This window comes from Sulfurimonas sp. HSL3-2 (assembly GCF_039645965.1).
Lineage (GTDB): Bacteria > Campylobacterota > Campylobacteria > Campylobacterales > Sulfurimonadaceae > Hydrocurvibacter > Hydrocurvibacter mobilis.
The window spans coordinates 81,209-98,794 of record NZ_CP147917.1; the positions used below are offsets into that span (position 1 = coordinate 81,209).

At 42.1% G+C, this 17,586-nt stretch carries 18 protein-coding genes; 7 read left to right on the forward strand and 11 right to left on the reverse strand.

Translation table 11 applies throughout. From position 1 onward, the window contains the following. The first annotated feature begins 170 nt into the window (after positions 1 to 170). Positions 171 to 1,412, forward strand: coding sequence for an EAL domain-containing protein (locus WCX87_RS00445; RefSeq protein WP_345980077.1), 1,242 nt, complete (start codon positions 171 to 173; stop codon positions 1,410 to 1,412). Positions 1,413 to 1,416: 4 nt separating this feature from the next. On the opposite strand, the gene WCX87_RS00450 is transcribed toward WCX87_RS00445, so the two are convergent. The 5 genes from WCX87_RS00450 to WCX87_RS00470 form a co-directional block, all read right to left on the reverse strand. Next, positions 1,417 to 2,832, reverse strand: coding sequence for an aldehyde dehydrogenase family protein (locus tag WCX87_RS00450; protein ID WP_345980078.1), 1,416 nt, complete (start codon positions 2,830 to 2,832; stop codon positions 1,417 to 1,419). 10 nt (positions 2,833 to 2,842) lie between these two features. Beyond that, positions 2,843 to 3,589, reverse strand: a complete 747-nt coding sequence (locus WCX87_RS00455; RefSeq protein WP_345980079.1) for a DUF481 domain-containing protein — start codon at positions 3,587 to 3,589, stop codon at positions 2,843 to 2,845. A 110-nt stretch (positions 3,590 to 3,699) separates the two neighbouring features. Continuing rightward, positions 3,700 to 4,722, reverse strand: coding sequence for an LPP20 family lipoprotein (locus WCX87_RS00460; protein WP_345980080.1), 1,023 nt, complete (start codon positions 4,720 to 4,722; stop codon positions 3,700 to 3,702). 24 nt (positions 4,723 to 4,746) lie between these two features. Then, positions 4,747 to 6,090, reverse strand: a complete 1,344-nt coding sequence (locus WCX87_RS00465; RefSeq protein ID WP_345980081.1) for a hypothetical protein — start codon at positions 6,088 to 6,090, stop codon at positions 4,747 to 4,749. 24 nt (positions 6,091 to 6,114) lie between these two features. Beyond that, on the reverse strand, positions 6,115 to 7,053 hold the full coding sequence (locus WCX87_RS00470; RefSeq protein WP_345980082.1) for a hypothetical protein: 939 nt from the start codon (positions 7,051 to 7,053) through the stop codon (positions 6,115 to 6,117). Between the two features lie 142 nt (positions 7,054 to 7,195). Here WCX87_RS00470 and WCX87_RS00475 point away from each other — a divergent pair, with 142 nt between their 5' ends. Next, positions 7,196 to 7,765, forward strand: a complete 570-nt coding sequence (locus WCX87_RS00475; protein ID WP_345980083.1) for a class I SAM-dependent methyltransferase — start codon at positions 7,196 to 7,198, stop codon at positions 7,763 to 7,765. After that, entirely contained in the window at positions 7,765 to 9,564 is a 1,800-nt protein-coding gene (gene asnB / locus WCX87_RS00480; RefSeq protein ID WP_345980084.1) for an asparagine synthase (glutamine-hydrolyzing), read from the forward strand. Before WCX87_RS00475 ends, asnB begins: the two co-directional genes overlap by 1 nt. 3 nt (positions 9,565 to 9,567) lie before the next feature. Here asnB and WCX87_RS00485 read toward each other — a convergent pair whose 3' ends face one another. From WCX87_RS00485 to WCX87_RS00500, 4 genes are read right to left on the reverse strand one after another with little or no spacing between them, the layout of a single operon-like run. Then, the gene (locus tag WCX87_RS00485) at positions 9,568 to 10,059 is read right to left on the reverse strand and encodes a GAF domain-containing protein (protein ID WP_345980085.1); all 492 of its coding nucleotides are present in this window, start codon (positions 10,057 to 10,059) and stop codon (positions 9,568 to 9,570) included. Next, a complete protein-coding gene (locus WCX87_RS00490) occupies positions 10,059 to 10,400 on the reverse strand; it encodes a transcriptional regulator (RefSeq protein WP_345980086.1) in 342 nt (113 codons plus the stop codon). Before WCX87_RS00490 ends, WCX87_RS00485 begins: the two co-directional genes overlap by 1 nt. 2 nt (positions 10,401 to 10,402) lie before the next feature. After that, positions 10,403 to 11,896, reverse strand: a complete 1,494-nt coding sequence (locus WCX87_RS00495) for a DUF1538 domain-containing protein (RefSeq protein ID WP_345980087.1) — start codon at positions 11,894 to 11,896, stop codon at positions 10,403 to 10,405. Further along, positions 11,889 to 12,389 (reverse strand): GAF domain-containing protein, encoded by a 501-nt coding sequence (locus WCX87_RS00500; protein ID WP_345980088.1) that lies wholly within the window; start codon positions 12,387 to 12,389, stop codon positions 11,889 to 11,891. Before WCX87_RS00500 ends, WCX87_RS00495 begins: the two co-directional genes overlap by 8 nt. A gap of 87 nt (positions 12,390 to 12,476) precedes the next feature. Between WCX87_RS00500 and arsC the strand changes: the two genes are divergently transcribed. Next, positions 12,477 to 12,824, forward strand: a complete 348-nt coding sequence (gene arsC, locus WCX87_RS00505) for an arsenate reductase (glutaredoxin) (protein WP_345981116.1) — start codon at positions 12,477 to 12,479, stop codon at positions 12,822 to 12,824. Here arsC and WCX87_RS00510 read toward each other — a convergent pair. Next, positions 12,810 to 13,250 carry a dCMP deaminase family protein gene (locus WCX87_RS00510; RefSeq protein ID WP_345980089.1) on the reverse strand — a complete coding sequence of 147 codons (441 nt, stop codon included), beginning with the start codon at positions 13,248 to 13,250 and terminating at the stop codon, positions 12,810 to 12,812. The two genes, arsC and WCX87_RS00510, sit on opposite strands and share 15 nt — an antisense overlap. Positions 13,251 to 13,322: 72 nt before the next feature. Between WCX87_RS00510 and accB the strand changes: the two genes are divergently transcribed. Beyond that, positions 13,323 to 13,775: an acetyl-CoA carboxylase biotin carboxyl carrier protein gene (accB, locus tag WCX87_RS00515; RefSeq protein ID WP_345980090.1), complete on the forward strand. Its 453-nt coding sequence runs from the start codon at positions 13,323 to 13,325 to the stop codon at positions 13,773 to 13,775. Positions 13,776 to 13,778: 3 nt separating this feature from the next. Beyond that, a complete protein-coding gene (locus WCX87_RS00520; RefSeq protein ID WP_345980091.1) occupies positions 13,779 to 15,119 on the forward strand; it encodes an acetyl-CoA carboxylase biotin carboxylase subunit in 1,341 nt (446 codons plus the stop codon). Between the two features lie 57 nt (positions 15,120 to 15,176). Here the strand turns inward: WCX87_RS00520 and WCX87_RS00525 are convergent, their stop codons facing one another. Continuing rightward, complete coding sequence (locus WCX87_RS00525; RefSeq protein WP_345980092.1) at positions 15,177 to 16,013, reverse strand: peptidylprolyl isomerase; 837 nt, start codon at positions 16,011 to 16,013, stop codon at positions 15,177 to 15,179. 92 nt (positions 16,014 to 16,105) lie between these two features. Here WCX87_RS00525 and gltX point away from each other — a divergent pair, with 92 nt between their 5' ends. Beyond that, positions 16,106 to 17,494 carry a glutamate--tRNA ligase gene (gltX, locus tag WCX87_RS00530; RefSeq protein ID WP_345980093.1) on the forward strand — a complete coding sequence of 463 codons (1,389 nt, stop codon included), beginning with the start codon at positions 16,106 to 16,108 and terminating at the stop codon, positions 17,492 to 17,494. The last annotated feature ends 92 nt before the right edge of the window (positions 17,495 to 17,586 follow it).

Consider the following 17,586-nt stretch of genomic DNA (forward strand, 5'->3'; position numbering starts at 1 on the left):
TCCACATGTAAAATTGCGCGATTATATCTTATTTGCAATTAATCTTTTATATAATATTGCATATAATAGAGGCAAAGCTAACTTGAAATGGTTAAATTTGTTTGATAAAATGAGTAAAGTTCTTCTATGACAATAGATAAATTTTGTTAGAACTTTATGAAGGAAAAATGATGGAAAACGTATATCTTGGACGCCAGCCGATAGTAGACAGCAACTCTTCTATATGTGCTTATGAGATCTTGTATAGAGATAAAAACAAAAAGAGTAATACCGGTGATGACAGGCATGCTAGCGCTTCTGTCATAAACAGTATTTTAAACGTTTTTGGAACAAAATCTTTACTCGGCGAGTATAAAGCTTTTATACAGATAGATGACAAGTTTTTAATGCATGATATCGTTTTTACCATTCCAAAAGAGTTTTTTATATTCTCTCTTATTTCTAAGATCGAGATGACAGAAAAAGTGCTAGAGAGAGTCCAGCAGCTTCATGCTAAAGGGTATGAACTCTGTATAAATGATATCGATTTAAGAAATGTCGGTAAATACAAATCCGTTTTAAAAGAGCTGTCATATATAAAGATCGATTTTGAATTTGAGATGCCTGCAAATGCAAAAGAGTTGATCGAAAAGATAAAATCATACGGTATTAAGATCATCGCTACAAAAATAGAGACTACAAAAAAATATGAACTGGCAAAGGAGCTTGGCTGTGACTGGTTTGAAGGATACTTTTTTGCAGAACCAAAAATAGTAGAAAACGCGGTATACGAGCCGTCGCAGTTTCATATACTCAAGCTTTACAATCTTCTTTTACAAGATGTCAACATCGATGAGATCACGAAAGAGTTTGAGGATAATCATGAGGTGACAGTAAAACTGCTTCGTTTTATAAACTCCGGTGCTTTTCACTTTAGACAAAGACTCTCCTCTATTCATCATATCTTAGTCTTAGTCGGACGCGTACCGCTTGCCCAATGGCTGATGCTGATGATCTATTCAAAGTCAGTCTCTAAAGATGAGACGAAATCACCGTTGATGCTTATGGTCAAATATAGAACGGAACTGATGCAAAACATCTTGAAAGTCGTCGATCCGACAGCCGGAACTAACATGTTAGGCGAAGCATACTTTGTCGGCGTATTGTCACTTATAGATACTGTTTTCGGTGTTAAACTTGAAACGATACTCGATGATATGCATATCTCCGATGAAGTGAAAAATGCGATACTTTTCGATGAGGGGATATTGGGTGAGATATTCTCTTTAGTGCGTGATATTGAGGCTTTTGATACTCAGGCGATATCGGAATTTGAAGAGAGATATTTTTTACATGACAATGTCATCAAAAATATCGTTCTTCAGGGTATAAAAGATGTAAACAGTTTTGAAAACCCTAGTCTGTCAAACTAGAAGTTTAGTTTATAACGACTGATTTTATCTCAGTCATCTCCTCTATAGCAAAGCGGGGGCCTTCTCGTCCGACACCGCTTAGTTTTACACCGCCGTACGGCTGGATATCAAATCTCAGTGTCGGCATATCGTTGATAATTATCCCGCCGGCATCAAGTTCATCTATCGCGCGTTTTGCAAGTGAGAGGTCATTTGTAAATACCGAGAACTGCAGTCCGTAAGGAGAGTCGTTCATCTTGTCTCTTGCCGTCTCAAAATCATCCACTTTTATAAGCGAGACGATAGGGGCGAATACCTCTTCGCAGACTATTTTCATCTCGTCCGTCACGTCAGCCATAACACACGGATAGAACAGTCTTCCTTCACTTTTTACTGTAAGCAGAGACGAGGCTCCTTCGCTTATGGCACTCTCCACCCAGTTCTTAGCTCTGCTTACGGCGTCTTCATCTATTAACGGTCCCATAAAGGTATCGTCGTCATACGGCGAACCGACTACAAGTTTTTTTGTCGCCTCAGCCATTTTTTTAGCAAACTCGTCATAGATCCCGCTGTTTACGTAGATGCGTTGCAAAGAGATACATACCTGTCCCGAGTTTACAAAAGCACCGATGGCACATTTACCGGCAGCCAGATCAAGGTCAGCTGTACGGTCGATGTATGTCGCCGCATTTCCTCCAAGCTCAAGGCTTACTTTTTTTATTCCGGCATTTTTGGTGATGATATTTCCTACAGGCACGCTTCCCGTGAAGCTTACGACTCTTGGAATATCACTTGTGATAAGCGCACTTCCCACCTCTGCATCGCCGTAGACTACACTTAGTGCATCTTTAACGGCGTATTTACTCTCTATAAAGAGCTTTGCAAACTTGTAAGCCGTCAGAGGTGCTTCGGGTGTCGGTTTTAACACGACTGCATTACCCGCGACTAATGCAGGAGCAAGTTTATGGGCTACAAGATTAAGAGGAAAATTAAACGGTGTGATCGCCACGACGACACCTGCAGGCTCACGCGTAAAGTAGGAGATGGATTTTCTTCCGCTTGGCATCGCATCGGTGTTTATCGTCTCGCCGTGCATAGTCCTCATCGTCTCTGCACTAAGCGTGATGGTCTCGATGGCGCGTTCGACCTCTATGCGAGAAAAAGTGATGGGTTTACCCACTTCATCGGTTATGGTACGTGCGATATCCTCTTTATTCTCACGCAGTTTATCCGCAACGTCTAGAAGCCAAGAACATCTTTGTGAAAGTGTCGATCTTTTGGCCTCTTTGGCTGCGTTTTGAGCGATAGCAAGAGCTTTTAGCGCATCATCTGCATCACATACGGGTGCAGTGCTTACGACTTCTCCGTTAAACGGACTACATCTTTGAGACAGTTTTTCTTTTGCGGCTTCCAAAGAGCCAAAATAGATCTTTGCTTCCATGGTTTCCCTCCTAAAACTTATATACTAAACTTGTAGTTTGTGTAAAATCCTCTTTTTTGACACCGACCGCCGGTTTAGAATCTACATCGTAATAGACTTTTATCGATGCATACAGCTCTTCATAAACGTGAACACGCAGTTCCAAACCGTTTGAGATGATATAGTCATCGATCGCATCTATTTTTGGCTGATAATATCCTACGTAAGCGATACTGGAGTCTTCGCCGAGTTTTCTGCTGTATGACAGATAGAGATTTGCTCTGCCGTTGTCTTCGGTCGGATCGACAGCGGTAGTGTAATCTATATGCTCGTAAAAAGCACCTACGCCTATATATGCACTGGCTGTAAGTTTATCCAAAATATGAAAACGAAATCCACCGCCTGTTAAAAATCTTTCCTCGATCTTTGTAAACTCGTTTGTCTGTGATTGTGCAAAGAGTTCCCAGTTAATATCTTTTTGTGCATCAAATGTATGGATGTATCTTAGATGTGCATAGGTCTTATTCGTGTTTTTAACACCCGAAGCTTCTGCATAGTTGGCAGATACTTCACCCCAAGTCACATAGCTTGCATTGTTATCATAAAGGACTCTTGCGCCGCCTTTGTACTCGTCTTTTTCTGTATTTCCACGTTTTGTCTCTAAAGATGCTTCAATTTCTCCGCTTATTCCAGGGTTCTTCCCGATCTCGACGGGTGCTATAGAAACGACAGCATGTGAAAGTGCTAAACATGAAAGCAGTAGCAGTAAGTAACGCATTGATATCCTTTGTAAAAATTTCGAGATTGTACTAAAACAGAGATTTGAGTATGCTAAGAGAGAGGTTTAGAGTTTCCATGTAAGCCAAGATTTATGCTTACATGTAAAGGTTATCTTTTTTGATTTCCGTTGGTGATAAAGTGGATGATCCCCTCGCGGGCTATGATATCCTCATATTTTTTTGTGCGCGATATGGCGTCTTCAAATCCGTCAGGTGAACCTGATTTTGTTTTGACAACAGCGTTTGAGACACGTTTGCCTGTTTTATCATAAGCCTCTATAGTCGTCGTCCTAAGCGCCCACGTCATTTTCGCAAACTGCGGGTTTGCAGAGGCAATATGTTTTTCGACTGCTTTTGTTCTTATCTTGATCAGGACATTATATATCTTATCGCTGAACTTGAAGTTTTCAAGACTTAGTTCCGAACGCACTAAAGATGCTAAAGATTTTGAGTTCTCATCTGCCTGGATCTTAAAGACAAGGTTGTTTTGAGCCTCTCGTATCTCTTTTGTGTACATCTTGTATCTGTTAAGGTATACGGAGTCTTGGAAATTTGGTTTTATGATTTTGATAATTGGGAAATAGTTGTCGGTCTCATTTAAAAGATCATTGATCTTGTTACTGAGTTTTAGTTTTTCAAAAACGGTAGAACCTGAGAATATATCCCATTCATTCATGATCTTTTCATCTACTTTCTTTAGTTTTGTGATGTACGTACGCGCGAGTTCTTCTCTGTCCACTTTAACCAAGACATGCCATGCTGTACCGTCGTTATAGCTATCTTCGATCCCGACGTTAGAGTACTCTATCTCTTTTGCTTTTGTCACGACATCTTGTTTTACTTTACTTAGCACCTCTTCATCATTACCCAGTCTTGAAGCCGAAAGACTTGAACTAAATGTCGAGTTGACCGATACGGAGATGCGAGAGGAGATGTCTGCAAGGGCACTGTTTTTAGCGTCGGTCTGTGTCTTACCGTCGCCTACGCCATAGTAGTATCTAGAGGTATCACCAGGCGGTGAGCTTACCCAAGCGGCACTCGCCGCATTTTGTTGTTCAGATATAGATGCACCGTTACATGATGCAAATATAAATAATCCTAAAAGTATTACAACCGCTTTGATCTGTCTCACATTGTCTCCTTTAGTATTTCACCCTTATTTCGTATCTTCTGAAACAGGTGTTTCCTCTTCACTGTTTTTTTTCTCATCTTCAGCTGCCGCTTTATCCGCTTCAGCTTTCGCCTCTGCCGCTTCTACGATGATACTTGTTATATCCTCATACTTTTCAGCAAGTACTGCCTGTTTATGTGCGTAGTATGTACCGATACCGATATTTGGCAAGAAGTATATAGCATTTTTAACCAAACGTTCTATACGTATTTTAAATTTTTCGGCGTATCTTGGAAATCTTGCCGCAGCGATCGCTAAAGACTGAAGCTCTTTGGGAAAGTTTTGAATGATCGGCTGACCTGCTATGTTTGATATAGCGACGCCAAAAGCAGAGTATGCTTCCGTTGCACCGGTTTGTATCTCTTTTGAGACCAGATTCACATTTTTAGCAAGTTTTATCTGATCTTCATCGAGTCTGATGTCGGATTTCAGTGCAGTCGTAGCATCATCCAAAAGCGTAAAGTAGATCTTCTCTTTTTCATCTGCATCTGCTTTTGCCTGAGAGAGTTCGGTTTCGATCTGAGCGAGTCTGTCATTGATATTTACTCTCTCTTCATGACTGAGTGAAGATTTTTTTGATGTACCTGTTTGAGTAAGCATCCCTTTTAGTTTTGCCTGCAATGAGCCCTTTTCACCCTCTAATCCGGCGGTATTAGCATACGCTTTTAACATATCGTCTCTGGCAAGTTTGAGATCTTTTTGATAGTTTGTCGGCGTCAGGGAGATAAGTGCATCGCCGAGAGTCTCATACACATCGGTAGTCCCCGCCTCTACCATCTTCATCTTTCCGTCTTTAAAATCAAGAAAGCTCTCTAATGATGAGTCGAATTTAAACGGATCAGGCCAGTTTGAACGGTCTTTTCCATAAAGGATGATGATCTTTTGGATCGCTCTGTACGTAAGCGGTGAGATAGGGTCAGATACAGTCCCTGCAATAGCTCCCATATCAAAACCTGCTGCTTTGCTTAGCGCGTTCATTCCCCCTGAACTGCCAAGCATCTTACGCTGAATAGGTTCACTGTAGCGTATGGTCGAGTAGTAAGGGCCGTTTTTAAGAGCACGCACGATGATCTTCGCTTGCGCATCACTGATATCAGCAGCGACCTGCGCAGGCCATAGGGCGTCGCCCGAGATAGGCATCTTCATAGCCATGATATTGTTCTCACGTACGATAGTCATCCCTACGGCGACACGATTTGCCTGTTTCTCGAGAGTAGGGACTTCGACTTGACTTGCCAGTCCCTCTTTTAACGTACTACATCCCGTCATACTCATTAAGAGCGCTACAGTTACCCCCGCTTGAATCGTTACAGATCTTAATTTAACCATTTACTCTTCCCTTTTTTGGTCATTTTATTCAAACTCGTCAGTAGATGTTCCCATCTCTCCGCTTCTGTTTTTGATCAGTCCCTGATTTTTTGCATCTTGTGATTTTGTTTTTTCCAGAAGTTCGTAAAAGTTGTCAAATCTTGCTTTTGCAGAGATGACAAGTTCGTCTTTTGAACCGCCTCTGCTGAGAGCCATGTTGTAGTACTCATCCGCTTTTTCCAGTCCGCTCAGATTTTCGGTCATGCTTGCCTGCGCTTCATAAAGGATCGCCAGATCATAGTAAAAGTTCATATCGCGAGTTCCTTTGTACTTTTCCATAGCTCTTATAGCACCGTTATAGTTTCTGCGTTTAGCGTAGTCTATAGCATATGCGATATCATCTGGAAGCGGCTTGAACTCTCTTAGCTGAAATGTTTTCAGCGGCGAAATGTCCGATACGAAATCCTCTACGACATCTTTTGCCGCTTGAGATGCAAGTTCGGACTCCGAAGGCAGCTTGAGAGGGTCTTTTGATTGGCGGTTTTTTACAGCCGTATATGATTTGGACAAGAACTCCTCAGCAGCGCGTGAAAGTGTAAAACTCACTTCAAGCTCCACTGAACGTTTGTTCGCAGTAGACTTATACTGGTAGTTGTTTATACTCATGATCAAAACGACATCATTCTCTCCAGCGATGGGGTTTAGTGCGATGAAGTTCGTCTGCGTGAGTTTGGCTTTGATATTGTCTATAAGATAGTTTTTCATCTTCGGTATAGTTCTTTTGATGTTGAGGACATCAGGATTTATAGCGATAGCCAGATAAGCACCTTCAGGGATCTCATCATCTTTTGTGACCATCTTTTTGATCTTTGCTTCTTCACGCGGCGGCGAGTATGACGGTATGGTGATTTTCGCTCCCGTGGCACATCCTGTGATAAGAAACGCACTCAGACTAAATGCCAAGACTAGGTATTTTCGGTACAAAATGATCTCCTTTATAAGTAATGCTAATAATTATTAACAAGTATAGTTTGTTCAGATTTAAATACGACTGAAAAAGATATAAATGCACTGCAATCTTAAAAGATAGTTTTGATACACTACAAAAAATGTTTTAGAAGATCTCATGCCAAGAATAGAAAACGAAAAATTTTACAAAGCATCGCTAGAAAAGCATGGTCTTACATGTAAGGCACTGCATTGGAACAGTGAGCACAATCAAGAGATAAGGTTTAAAGTCCTGCTCTCTTTGCTCAAAGATGATATCTCTGCGTGCAGTATCGTAGATGTTGGATGTGGGTTCGGCGATCTCTACAGGTTCATGAAGAAAAAACCGCTAAGTTATACAGGTATCGACGTGATGGATGAGATGGTTTTAGAAGCGCGTGCGAGAACCGGATGTGAGATCTTAAAACTCGATGCGTGTACGGATGAACTGCCTCTAGCGGATTATTACTTTTGCAGCGGGGCGATGAACATACTTCAAAAGTTCGAGACATACCAGTTTATACGCAACTGTTATACTGCATCAAAAAAAGGGTTTATCTTTAACATCTTAGAAGGGGATGACGAATCTCTTGTTTATAACTACTTTAGAGAGAAAGAGATAAGAATAATCGCAGATGAGCTCGGTGCAAAGGTCGAGATACAAAAAGGATATCTGCAAAAAGACATATCGATAGGGATGTATAAATAATGTGTGCCATCTTTGGAGTCATCGGAAGCTATGAAGAGCAAAAAGCAAGATACGCGCTTTCTCTTATGCAGCACCGCGGACCGGATTTCTGCGGAGTCGTGCAGGAAAAAGATCTTTTCTTTGCACACAATCTTCTTAGTATCATGGACACTTCGCCAAACGCGCGTCAGCCCCTGCGCCACAAAGAGATCATCCTTAGTTTTAACGGGGAGATATATAACTTTCAGGAGCTCAAACGTGAACTTGAGTTTGACTATAAAAGCAGCGGGGACAGCGAAGTCCTTGTCGCGGCGTATCTGAAGTGGGGCGTGGATTTTGTCCAGCATCTTCGCGGGATGTTCGCCATCGCACTTAAAGACGGCGACACGCTTTATCTTTTTCGCGACAGACTCGGTAAAAAACCGCTTTATTATCATCAGGGTGAGAGTTTTGTCTTTGCTTCGGAGATCAAAGCGATACTTCCGTTTTTAAAGCACAATCATCTCAACAGTGACGCACTGCTCAGTTATCTCTCCTTTTTGGCACCAACTCCGCCGCATACTTTTTTTAAAGGTGTAAATAAACTCGCAGCGGGAGAGTACCTTATATATAAGCATAATAAAGTCGAGGTAAAACGCTACTATGATATCTTACATGTAGAACCGAACCTTATAGACAATGAAGATGAAGCGCTAAAGCTGATAGAGGAGAATCTTTTTGATTCCATCTCGATGCGCCTGAACTCCTCTGCACCGATGGCTTCGCTTCTCTCAGGCGGGATCGACAGTGCGTTCATCGCAGCCGTCTCAAAAAAGATGGGACATGACCTGCACACTTTCACACTCGGATATAACGAGTACCAGAACTACGACGAGCGTAAGAACGCTTTTGACACGGCAGAGTTATTGGGTGTGAAAAATTCTATCGTCGAGATAGATCAAGGCAAGTTTATCGAAGCAAGCGACAGAGTGTTCGATACGCTTGACGAACCGCTGAACGACCCTGCGGCTATTCCCTTGTATCTGCTTTTTGAAGGGATACAAAAAGAGGGGTACCGTGTGGTCATGAGCGGGGAGGGAAGCGATGAGCTTTTCCTGGGTTACAGACAGTACTTTGAGTATCTCGACATTGAGAAAGCTTCGACTTTAATGCACAAAAACTGGCTGAAAAAATATTTTCGTTCAAATTTTTCGATGAACAGGGAGTGGGAGTGGTACAAACGTATCTGGGACGAGACACTTCTGTTCCGCACTTCGGGAGAGAAGTTTACCGATCTGCAAAAAAACGAGCTTCTCCGCCAAAATATAAGAGACAATGAGTCGCTGAAATATCTCAAGCCCTATAGAGACAGGTTTGAGAACAGCGCTCATAGTGATGAGAGTATATGGTACAGCTATGTCGATCTAAATATCTTTCAGGCGGAGCACTTTTTAAGAAAGCTAGACCATGTCAGCATGGCTCACTCCATAGAGTCGCGCACACCGTTTTTAGACCATAATCTTGTAGAGAGCGTCTTTAAGACCTCCCCGCATCTGAGATATCAGGAGGGCAGGACAAAGTCGCTTTTAAAGAAGATAGCCTTGCCGTATCTGAACGAAGAGATCTTAAAACGTAAGAAGAAAGGTTTTTCAAACCCCTATATGGAGTGGCTGATAGCTTCTGGCAGAATATCTTTGATATTGGAAGTAAATGAGCAGACAGGGATGTTTAAAAACGAGATCTTGGAAAAATATATAGAGATGGCCAAGAGAGGGAGATTTAAACAGCATGTCTGGGGACTCTACGTTCTCTCTTGGTGGATTAAAAAGTATATGATTTGATTATTATAATGATTTTTCCTGCATAAGAGCCAGTTCAAGAGGACCGCTTACATAGTTTGCAAAAAAGTTTAGGACCTTCATATCTTCGTCGGTAAAATCACCGTCTATCTTGTTTAGAAGCTGGATGATCCCTATCACTTCATGATTTGAGTCGAATATAAGAGTCGTAATGACATTTCTTGTCACAAAACCCGATTTTTTATCGATGTTTGGCATAAAGAACTCGTTGTCGTATGGATCGTTTACAAGCTGCGCAGTTCTGGTCTTAAAAGTATGCCCGACGATTCCGGAATCTATAGATATCGCTATACGGCCGATACCGTCACTGTGTTTTGTCCAAAGCATATCCGCTTCATAGTCGACTAAAAATATAGAACATCTTTCACAGTTAAGCAGTCTTTTTGCTTCAATGGAGATAAGCTCTAAAGCGTTATCCATATGAGGTGTCTCTATAAGCTGCTTACCAAACTTTGCTATCTCTGAAAACCTTTGCATTACGCATCCCCTTGTAGTTGTTTTTCAAAATTTTCCAATTGGTTTTGTGTTATTCCTGCGATCGATTCTATCGGCATGGAGATAATTATACCCTTTTCTGTAAGGTTTAGTCTCTCATCAAGAGCTTTCATCACTTTTTTACTTAAGTTTTTCTCTAAAATAAACATCAGCACCGATTCGCTTCTCTCATAAACGAGTCCGAAAAAAGTCGTCTGTTCATTGAGCCCGATCCCGCTGCCTTTCATAATGGTGACTCCGCCCGCACCGTTTTCTTTAGCTACGTCTATAGCCTCTGTCTCTAACTCTTCATCTATAACGACTAAAAGCATTGAAAATTCCATAACTACTCCTTTTGTTGTGTTCTTTCATTTATGATCGCATAAAGCATGACTGTTATCATCGGAAACAGAGATGCAAATGCGATGAGCCCGAATCCGTCGATAAGCGGCGAACGGTTTTCAATGTTGGTAGCAAGTCCCAGTCCAAGTGCCGCGACTAACGGTACGGTTACCGTTGAGGTCGTGACACCGCCCGAGTCGTAAGCTATCGGAACAATATAGCGGGGTGAAAAATATGTCAGTACGATCACTACGATATATCCCGCCATTATGTAGTAGTGTATGGGATCGCCGTAGATGATCCTGTATGTCCCCAAAGATATCCCTGTCGCCACACCGATGGCTACGGCTATGCGGAGGACACGTTCTTTTATCTGCCCGCTCGATATCTCTTCGACTTTTTGTGCTATTGCCAAAAGAGCCGGTTCTGCCATTGTCGTTGAAAAGCCTATCATAAAACCGAAAAGATAGATATAAAAGTGGTTCTCCTGCTGTGTCAGAGAGAGCGCCATCGACTCGCCGATAGGAAAAAGCCCCATCTCTAACCCGACGATAAACGCATACAGCCCGATAATCACAAATCCTATACCAATCATCGTCTTTTTAAGGTTTATAAGCGCTTTTTTGATGATTATATATTGAAAGAAAAAGATGACCACAAGGATAGGCATTACATCTTTTACTATTAAAAAAAGGTCATAAGCGATCTTTTTGACATTTTTAAAGATGTCGACTTTTATGATCTCCGTCTGAGCCAGAGCCTGTATCGGTTTATGTATGGTGCTTGGTTCAGCAAACGAGTAAACGGATATGCCGTAGAGCTGGACAAATATCATGGGCGTGAGCGAAGCAAAGGCGATAAGCCCAAAACCGTCTATGACCGGATTTCTTCCTTTTATACTGCTGGCAAGTCCGATGCCAAGAGCCGCGACAAGCGGTACGGTAACGGTCGAGGTCGTGACTCCGCCCGAATCATAAGCGAGCCCGACGATCTCAGGCGGGACGAAGTTTGTCAAGACGACCGTTAGGATGTAACCGGTTATGATGTAGTAGTGGATGGGATGTCCGACGATGATGCGGTAGCTTCCAAGAGCTATGGCAAAGCCGACGGAGAGTGCCACTGTGATTCTCAGCATCTCCGAGTCTATGCGTCCCTGACTTATCAGTGAGGCTTTATTTGCGATGGCGATAAGGGCGGGTTCGGCTACCGTCGTTGAAAAGCCTATCAAAAATGCGAACAGAAGCAGCCAAAAAACGCTCCCTTTTTGCGCAAACTCATGAGCTAAGCTTTCACCGATGGGAAATATCCCGATCTCCAGCCCCTGCATAAAGATGGCAAGCCCAATAGCCACGATGACAAGCCCTATGACAATAGAGGTCACACCGCTCGGCATACTTTGTAGAATGACAAGCTGGAAAAATGATATGACGATTATTATCGGAAGAAGGTCTTTGAACGAGTTTAGTAAAAGTTTAAAAAAAAGTCCTATATTACTCATTCTCGTCTGCGAACATAGATGCTAACTCTAGATAACTGCTGATGTAGTGCGAGAAAAATATCATAAATTTTGAATCATCCGTAGTAAAACCGCCTTTTTTATTTAGAAGCTGCAAGACGCCTATGATCTTTCTGCTAGAACTAAATACAGGACAGGTTGCGATGCTTCTGGTCACATAGCCTGTTTTATGGTCGATCTCTTTTAAAAATCTCACATCATTGTAGGGATCGTTGCTGATAATGGGTTTTTTCTCTTTTAAGGTGTATCCTGCCAGACCTTCATCGGCTTTGATCCTTATTCTGTTGATCCCGTCTGCAAATGTCGTCCAGAGTTCGTTTTTGTTCTCGTCATAGATGTAGATTGAACATCTGTCTGCATCGAGCAGATCTCTTGCCGTTTGTGAGATCAGAACCAATCCGTCGTTTAAAGATGGCTTGCTTAAGAGCTTTTTGCCGAATTCTGTTAATTTTGCATATCTTGAGCTGTTGTCCATAATCTTCTCCGCTACATGTATTAAGAGATATTATATAAAATTTGTTTAACACTTTATTAAGTAAAATTCGTTTCAAAAGAGGAATATATTATGAAACTAACAATTTGGCACAATCCAAAATGCTCGAAGTCGCGTCAGGCATTGGAGATATTAAATGAAAAAAGCGTTGATGCGGATGTCGTGAAGTATCTTGAAAACACTCCTTCAAAAGAGGAGATAAAAGATGTCTTGGCAAAACTGAACATCTCGGCAAGAGAGCTGATGAGGACGAAAGAGGATATCTATAAAGAGCTGGGGCTCAAAGATGAGACGGATGAGGAAAAACTGATCGATGCGATGGTGGAAAATCCGAAGCTTATAGAACGTCCTGTCGTCATAACAGATAAAAAAGCCGTTATCGGACGTCCGCCGGAGAAGATATTAGAGGTGCTCTAATTTTTCGATGATGACTCCGTTGTCTTTTATAAACTTTGAGATCACTTCGGAGTGTGTGTGTTCGTAGGATTTTGCGTAGACTATGCGTTTTATCCCGCTGGCGATAAGGTTTTTACTGCATTCGCTGCATGGTTCTAACGTGACGTAGATAGTCGCACCCTCTACGCTGATCCCTTTTCTTGCCGCCCAGATGATAGCGTTCATCTCTGCGTGGATCTCGTACGTTTTAGACCATTCGTGATGCTCTTTTGTGTACTCGTCATTCCAATGGTCTTTACAGTTTGTATATCCTGCAGGCGTCCCGTTGTAACCCGTACTTAGGATTCTTCCGTCTTTAACTATTACTGCACCTACCTGCTTTGAAACACATTTCGATGCACTCGCAATCTCTGTGGCTATATTTATAAAATTTATATCGCTTAACATATCAGCCCTGAAATTTAATATTTGTTATGGTATTATATCGCAAAATTTAATATATATTTTGGAGACTTAAAAATGGACATGAAACAGATAAAGGCGCTTATGCGTGAATTTGATGAAAGTGGTTTAAGTAAATTAAAAATAGCAAAAGATGAATTTAGTATCGAACTTGAAAAAGTAGTGGGCGCTGTTGCAGCTCCTGTCGCTGTTGCTGCTGCACCTGTCGCTGCGGCACCTGTTGCTGCTGCTGTTGTTGCAGCTCCAAGTGAAACTGCTGTTGAAATTTCTGGTGATATGATCCTTTCTCCAATGGTAGGTACATACTACGCTTCTCCGTCTCCTGACTCTCCTGCATTCGTGAAAAAAGGCGACACAGTTAAAAAAGGTCAAGTATTAGCTATCTTGGAAGCTATGAAGATCATGAACGAACTTGAAGCTGAGTTCGACTGTAAGATCCTTGACGTACTAGTAAGTGACGGACAGCCGGTAGAGTATGATATGCCGTTATTTGTAGTAGAAAAGATTTAAGCAATGGCTGAAATAAAACGTATACTCGTTGCAAATCGTGGTGAGATCGCTTTACGTGCGATCAGGACTATTAAAGAGATGGGCAAAGAAGCGGTCGCTATCTATTCGACTGCGGATAAAGGCAGTGAATATCTAAAACTGGCTGATGCTGCTATCTGTGTCGGTGCAGGACCGAGTTCACAGAGTTATCTTAACATCCCAAATATCATATCTGCAGCAGAGATCAGCGGTTGTGATGCGATCTTCCCGGGATATGGTTTCTTAAGTGAAAACCAACATTTCGTCGAGATATGTACACACCATAAGATCAAGTTCATAGGACCGACTCCTGAAGTCATGGTGCTTATGAGTGATAAGTCAAAAGCTAAAGATGTCATGATCAAAGCAAACGTCCCTGTTGTTCCTGGTAGCGACGGTGCGATCACTGATATGAAAGATGCAAAAAAAAGAGCTAAAGAGGTCGGTTATCCGGTTATCCTTAAAGCGGCTCAAGGCGGAGGCGGACGCGGTATGCGTGTCGTTGAAGATGAAAGCTATCTTGAAAACGCATTCTTAGCAGCTGAGAGCGAAGCTATCACTGCATTCGGCGACGGTACGATCTACATGGAAAAATTCATTAAGAACCCTCGCCATATCGAAGTTCAGATCATGGCTGATGCTCACGGGAATGTTATCCATGTGGGTGAGCGTGACTGTTCTATGCAACGTCGTCACCAAAAACTTATCGAAGAGTCTCCGGCTATCGTACTGACTCCTAAAGTTAGAGCAGACCTTCATAAAGCGGCTGTTCGTGCAGCTGAGTATATCAAGTATGAGGGTGCGGGTACTTTCGAGTTCCTTTTAGATGCAGACCTGAACTTCTACTTCATGGAGATGAACACTCGTCTTCAAGTCGAGCATACTGTTTCTGAGATGGTAAGCGGTCTTGACCTTGTTAAGATGATGATCGAAGTGGCAGAAGGCAAAAAACTTCCAAAACAGGAAGAGATCGTCTTAAAAGGTCACTCTATCGAGTGCCGTATCACTGCTGAGGACCCGATCAAGTTCCTTCCGTGTCCAGGTAAGATAAGCACTTGGATAGCACCGGGCGGCAAAGATGTCCGTATAGACACTCACGCTCATGCGAACTACATCGTTCCTTCGACATACGATTCTATGATAGGGAAACTTATCGTTTACGGCGAGACAAGAGATGAAGCGATAGCTAGAATGCACAGAGCACTTAGCGAGTTTCAGGTAAGCGGTATAAAAACTACTATAGCATTTCATAAGAAGATGATGAAAAACCCTGACTTCGTAAGTAACAACTTCGATACGAAATACCTAGACGGGTATAAAGGCTAAACACCGATATATGAACATCAGTTCATATATCTTCTCTCTTCGTTAAGTCTCTATTTTTTACTCAGGCATTCTTATCGTTTTGATATTTGCATTGAGTCTAGCACGGTCAAAATACTCTTTTAACACCTGTTCACGTTTGTCTGCCATGATCATATTGGTGATCTGTGCTTTCATCTCATCCAGATTGACATCTTTGTTTTTCGTCACTGATTGAATGTAAAAACTGACATACCCGTTTTTGCCGTTAGGGATGATAGGAGAGAAACCGTTTAACGGAGTCTTTTCAAGCAGGTCGGCAAGCTGAGGAGCTATCTTGTTGTACTCGAAGACTTGATCATGACGAGAGATCTCAGGCGAGTAGAACATAGGGTTGTCTACTTTTTCCTGAAGTATGTCTTTTTGTTTTGACTCATATACGACCGTAGAAAAGCTCTGCGCATGGTTGAACTGCGATTTGTGTAACTCATAATAGTCTTTTATCTCCTGCTCATCAGGCTCTTCCATGTGTGAAAAAGCGATCGCCTGAAAAAGTTTCTGATTTGTAATACGCTCTTTTATCTTCTGTTGTATCTCAGATGAGGTCATGTTTTCACTGTTGGTGACAGCTTCGTAGAACTGGTTTACCGTCATGTTGTTCTGTTTAGCCATATTTTTTATCTCGTCTATCACTTCGTCGTTCGTGACCTCTATCTTGCGGGCTTTTATCTCCTGCTCTTCAAGTTTTTTACGTATAAGAAGATCTATAGTTTTTGTCTGGTCAAGATGTGATTCTTGCATCATCTTCTTGATATCAAGAGTAGTGATCGGTTCGTCTTGGACTAAGATCGCTACACCGTCGACGATTTTTGCATTAAGAGTAAGGGATAAAAGGATGAAAAATATGATTTTGTACATGTAAGTCGCTTTTTAATTTGATTTGAACTGTTATTTTACCCGCTTTTAACCAATGATTATCTAAAATTACATACTTTATAAAAAGGCTTATTATGGTTGTTACACGTTTTGCACCGTCTCCTACAGGTTATCTACATATCGGAGGACTCAGGACTGCACTTTTTTCATATCTTTGGGCCAAAAAAAATGGCGGTAAATTCATCTTACGTATAGAAGACACCGACCTAAATCGTAACTCACAAGAAGCAGCAGATGCCATTGTCGCTGCATTTAAATGGCTTGGTCTTTCACATGACGGCGAGATCGAGTACCAGTCAAAACGTATGGATATCTACAAAAGATATATCCAAAAACTTCTTGACGACGGAAAAGCATACCACTGCTATATGTCAAAAGAGGAGCTAAACGAGCTTCGTGAAGAGCAGATGGCGCGTAAAGAGCGTGCTATGTATGACGGACGTTATCGTGACTTTACAGGCACTCCTCCTGAGGGTGTAGAGCCGGTCGTGCGTATCAAAGCTCCACTAGAAGGAAAAGTCGTAGTACCAGACGGCATCAAAGGCGATGTGACATTTGAGGTAAAAGACATCCTTGATGACTTCATCATCGCTCGTGCAGACGGTACACCGACATACAACTTCGTAGTGGCCATCGACGATGCACTCATGGGCATCAACACGGTCATCCGCGGAGACGACCACCTTTCAAACACACCAAAACAGATGGTGGTCTACGAGGCTTTAGGATTTGAGATACCGAAGTTTTACCATGTACCGATGATCCATAACTCTCAAGGGAAAAAACTAAGTAAACGCGACGGCGCGACGGATGTCATGGAGTACAAAGAGCTAGGTTACACGCCTGAGGCACTTCTGAACTTCCTGGTACGTCTTGGATGGAGCCACGGAGATCAGGAGATCTTCTCTATGGATGAGATGATAGAGCTTTTTGACCCTAAAGACATCAACCGTTCGGCTTCTATCTACAACGTAGACAAGCTTGACTGGTTAAGCTCTCACTACATCAAAAACATGCCTAACCCTGAGCTTTCAGAGTTACTGGAGTATTTTGGTCTTATGCTTTCGTCACATGACAAAAGAGAGATACTTCTAGATGCATTAAAAGAGCGTGCAAAGACGCTTCAAGAGCTTGCAGACCTCATAGGCGAAGTGCTGAGCGCACCAATCGTGTATGAGGAAAAAGCGGTCAAGAAAGCTTTCAAAGAGGACTCTGCAGAGATCCTTAACGATTTTGCCCAGAGACTGAAAAAAGCTGAAGGCCTGCACCTTCCGATAGACTACCATCACGTGATGGAAGAGCTTGTAAACGAAAAAGAGATAGGTTTCGGAAAGATAGGTCAGCCGTTACGCGTTGCACTTCTAGGAAAACTATCTGGTCCGGGACTTGACGTAGTTATGTCAGTCATAGGACGCGACGACACACTAGCACGCATAAAAGCGGCGATCGAAGCAAACAGCTAATAAGGCTGTTTTGCTCTAACCTTTTACTTCTTCATTTTATTCAATAAACTACTTTACATGTAAGGGTGTTCTCATACTTTTTTCCTCCGCAA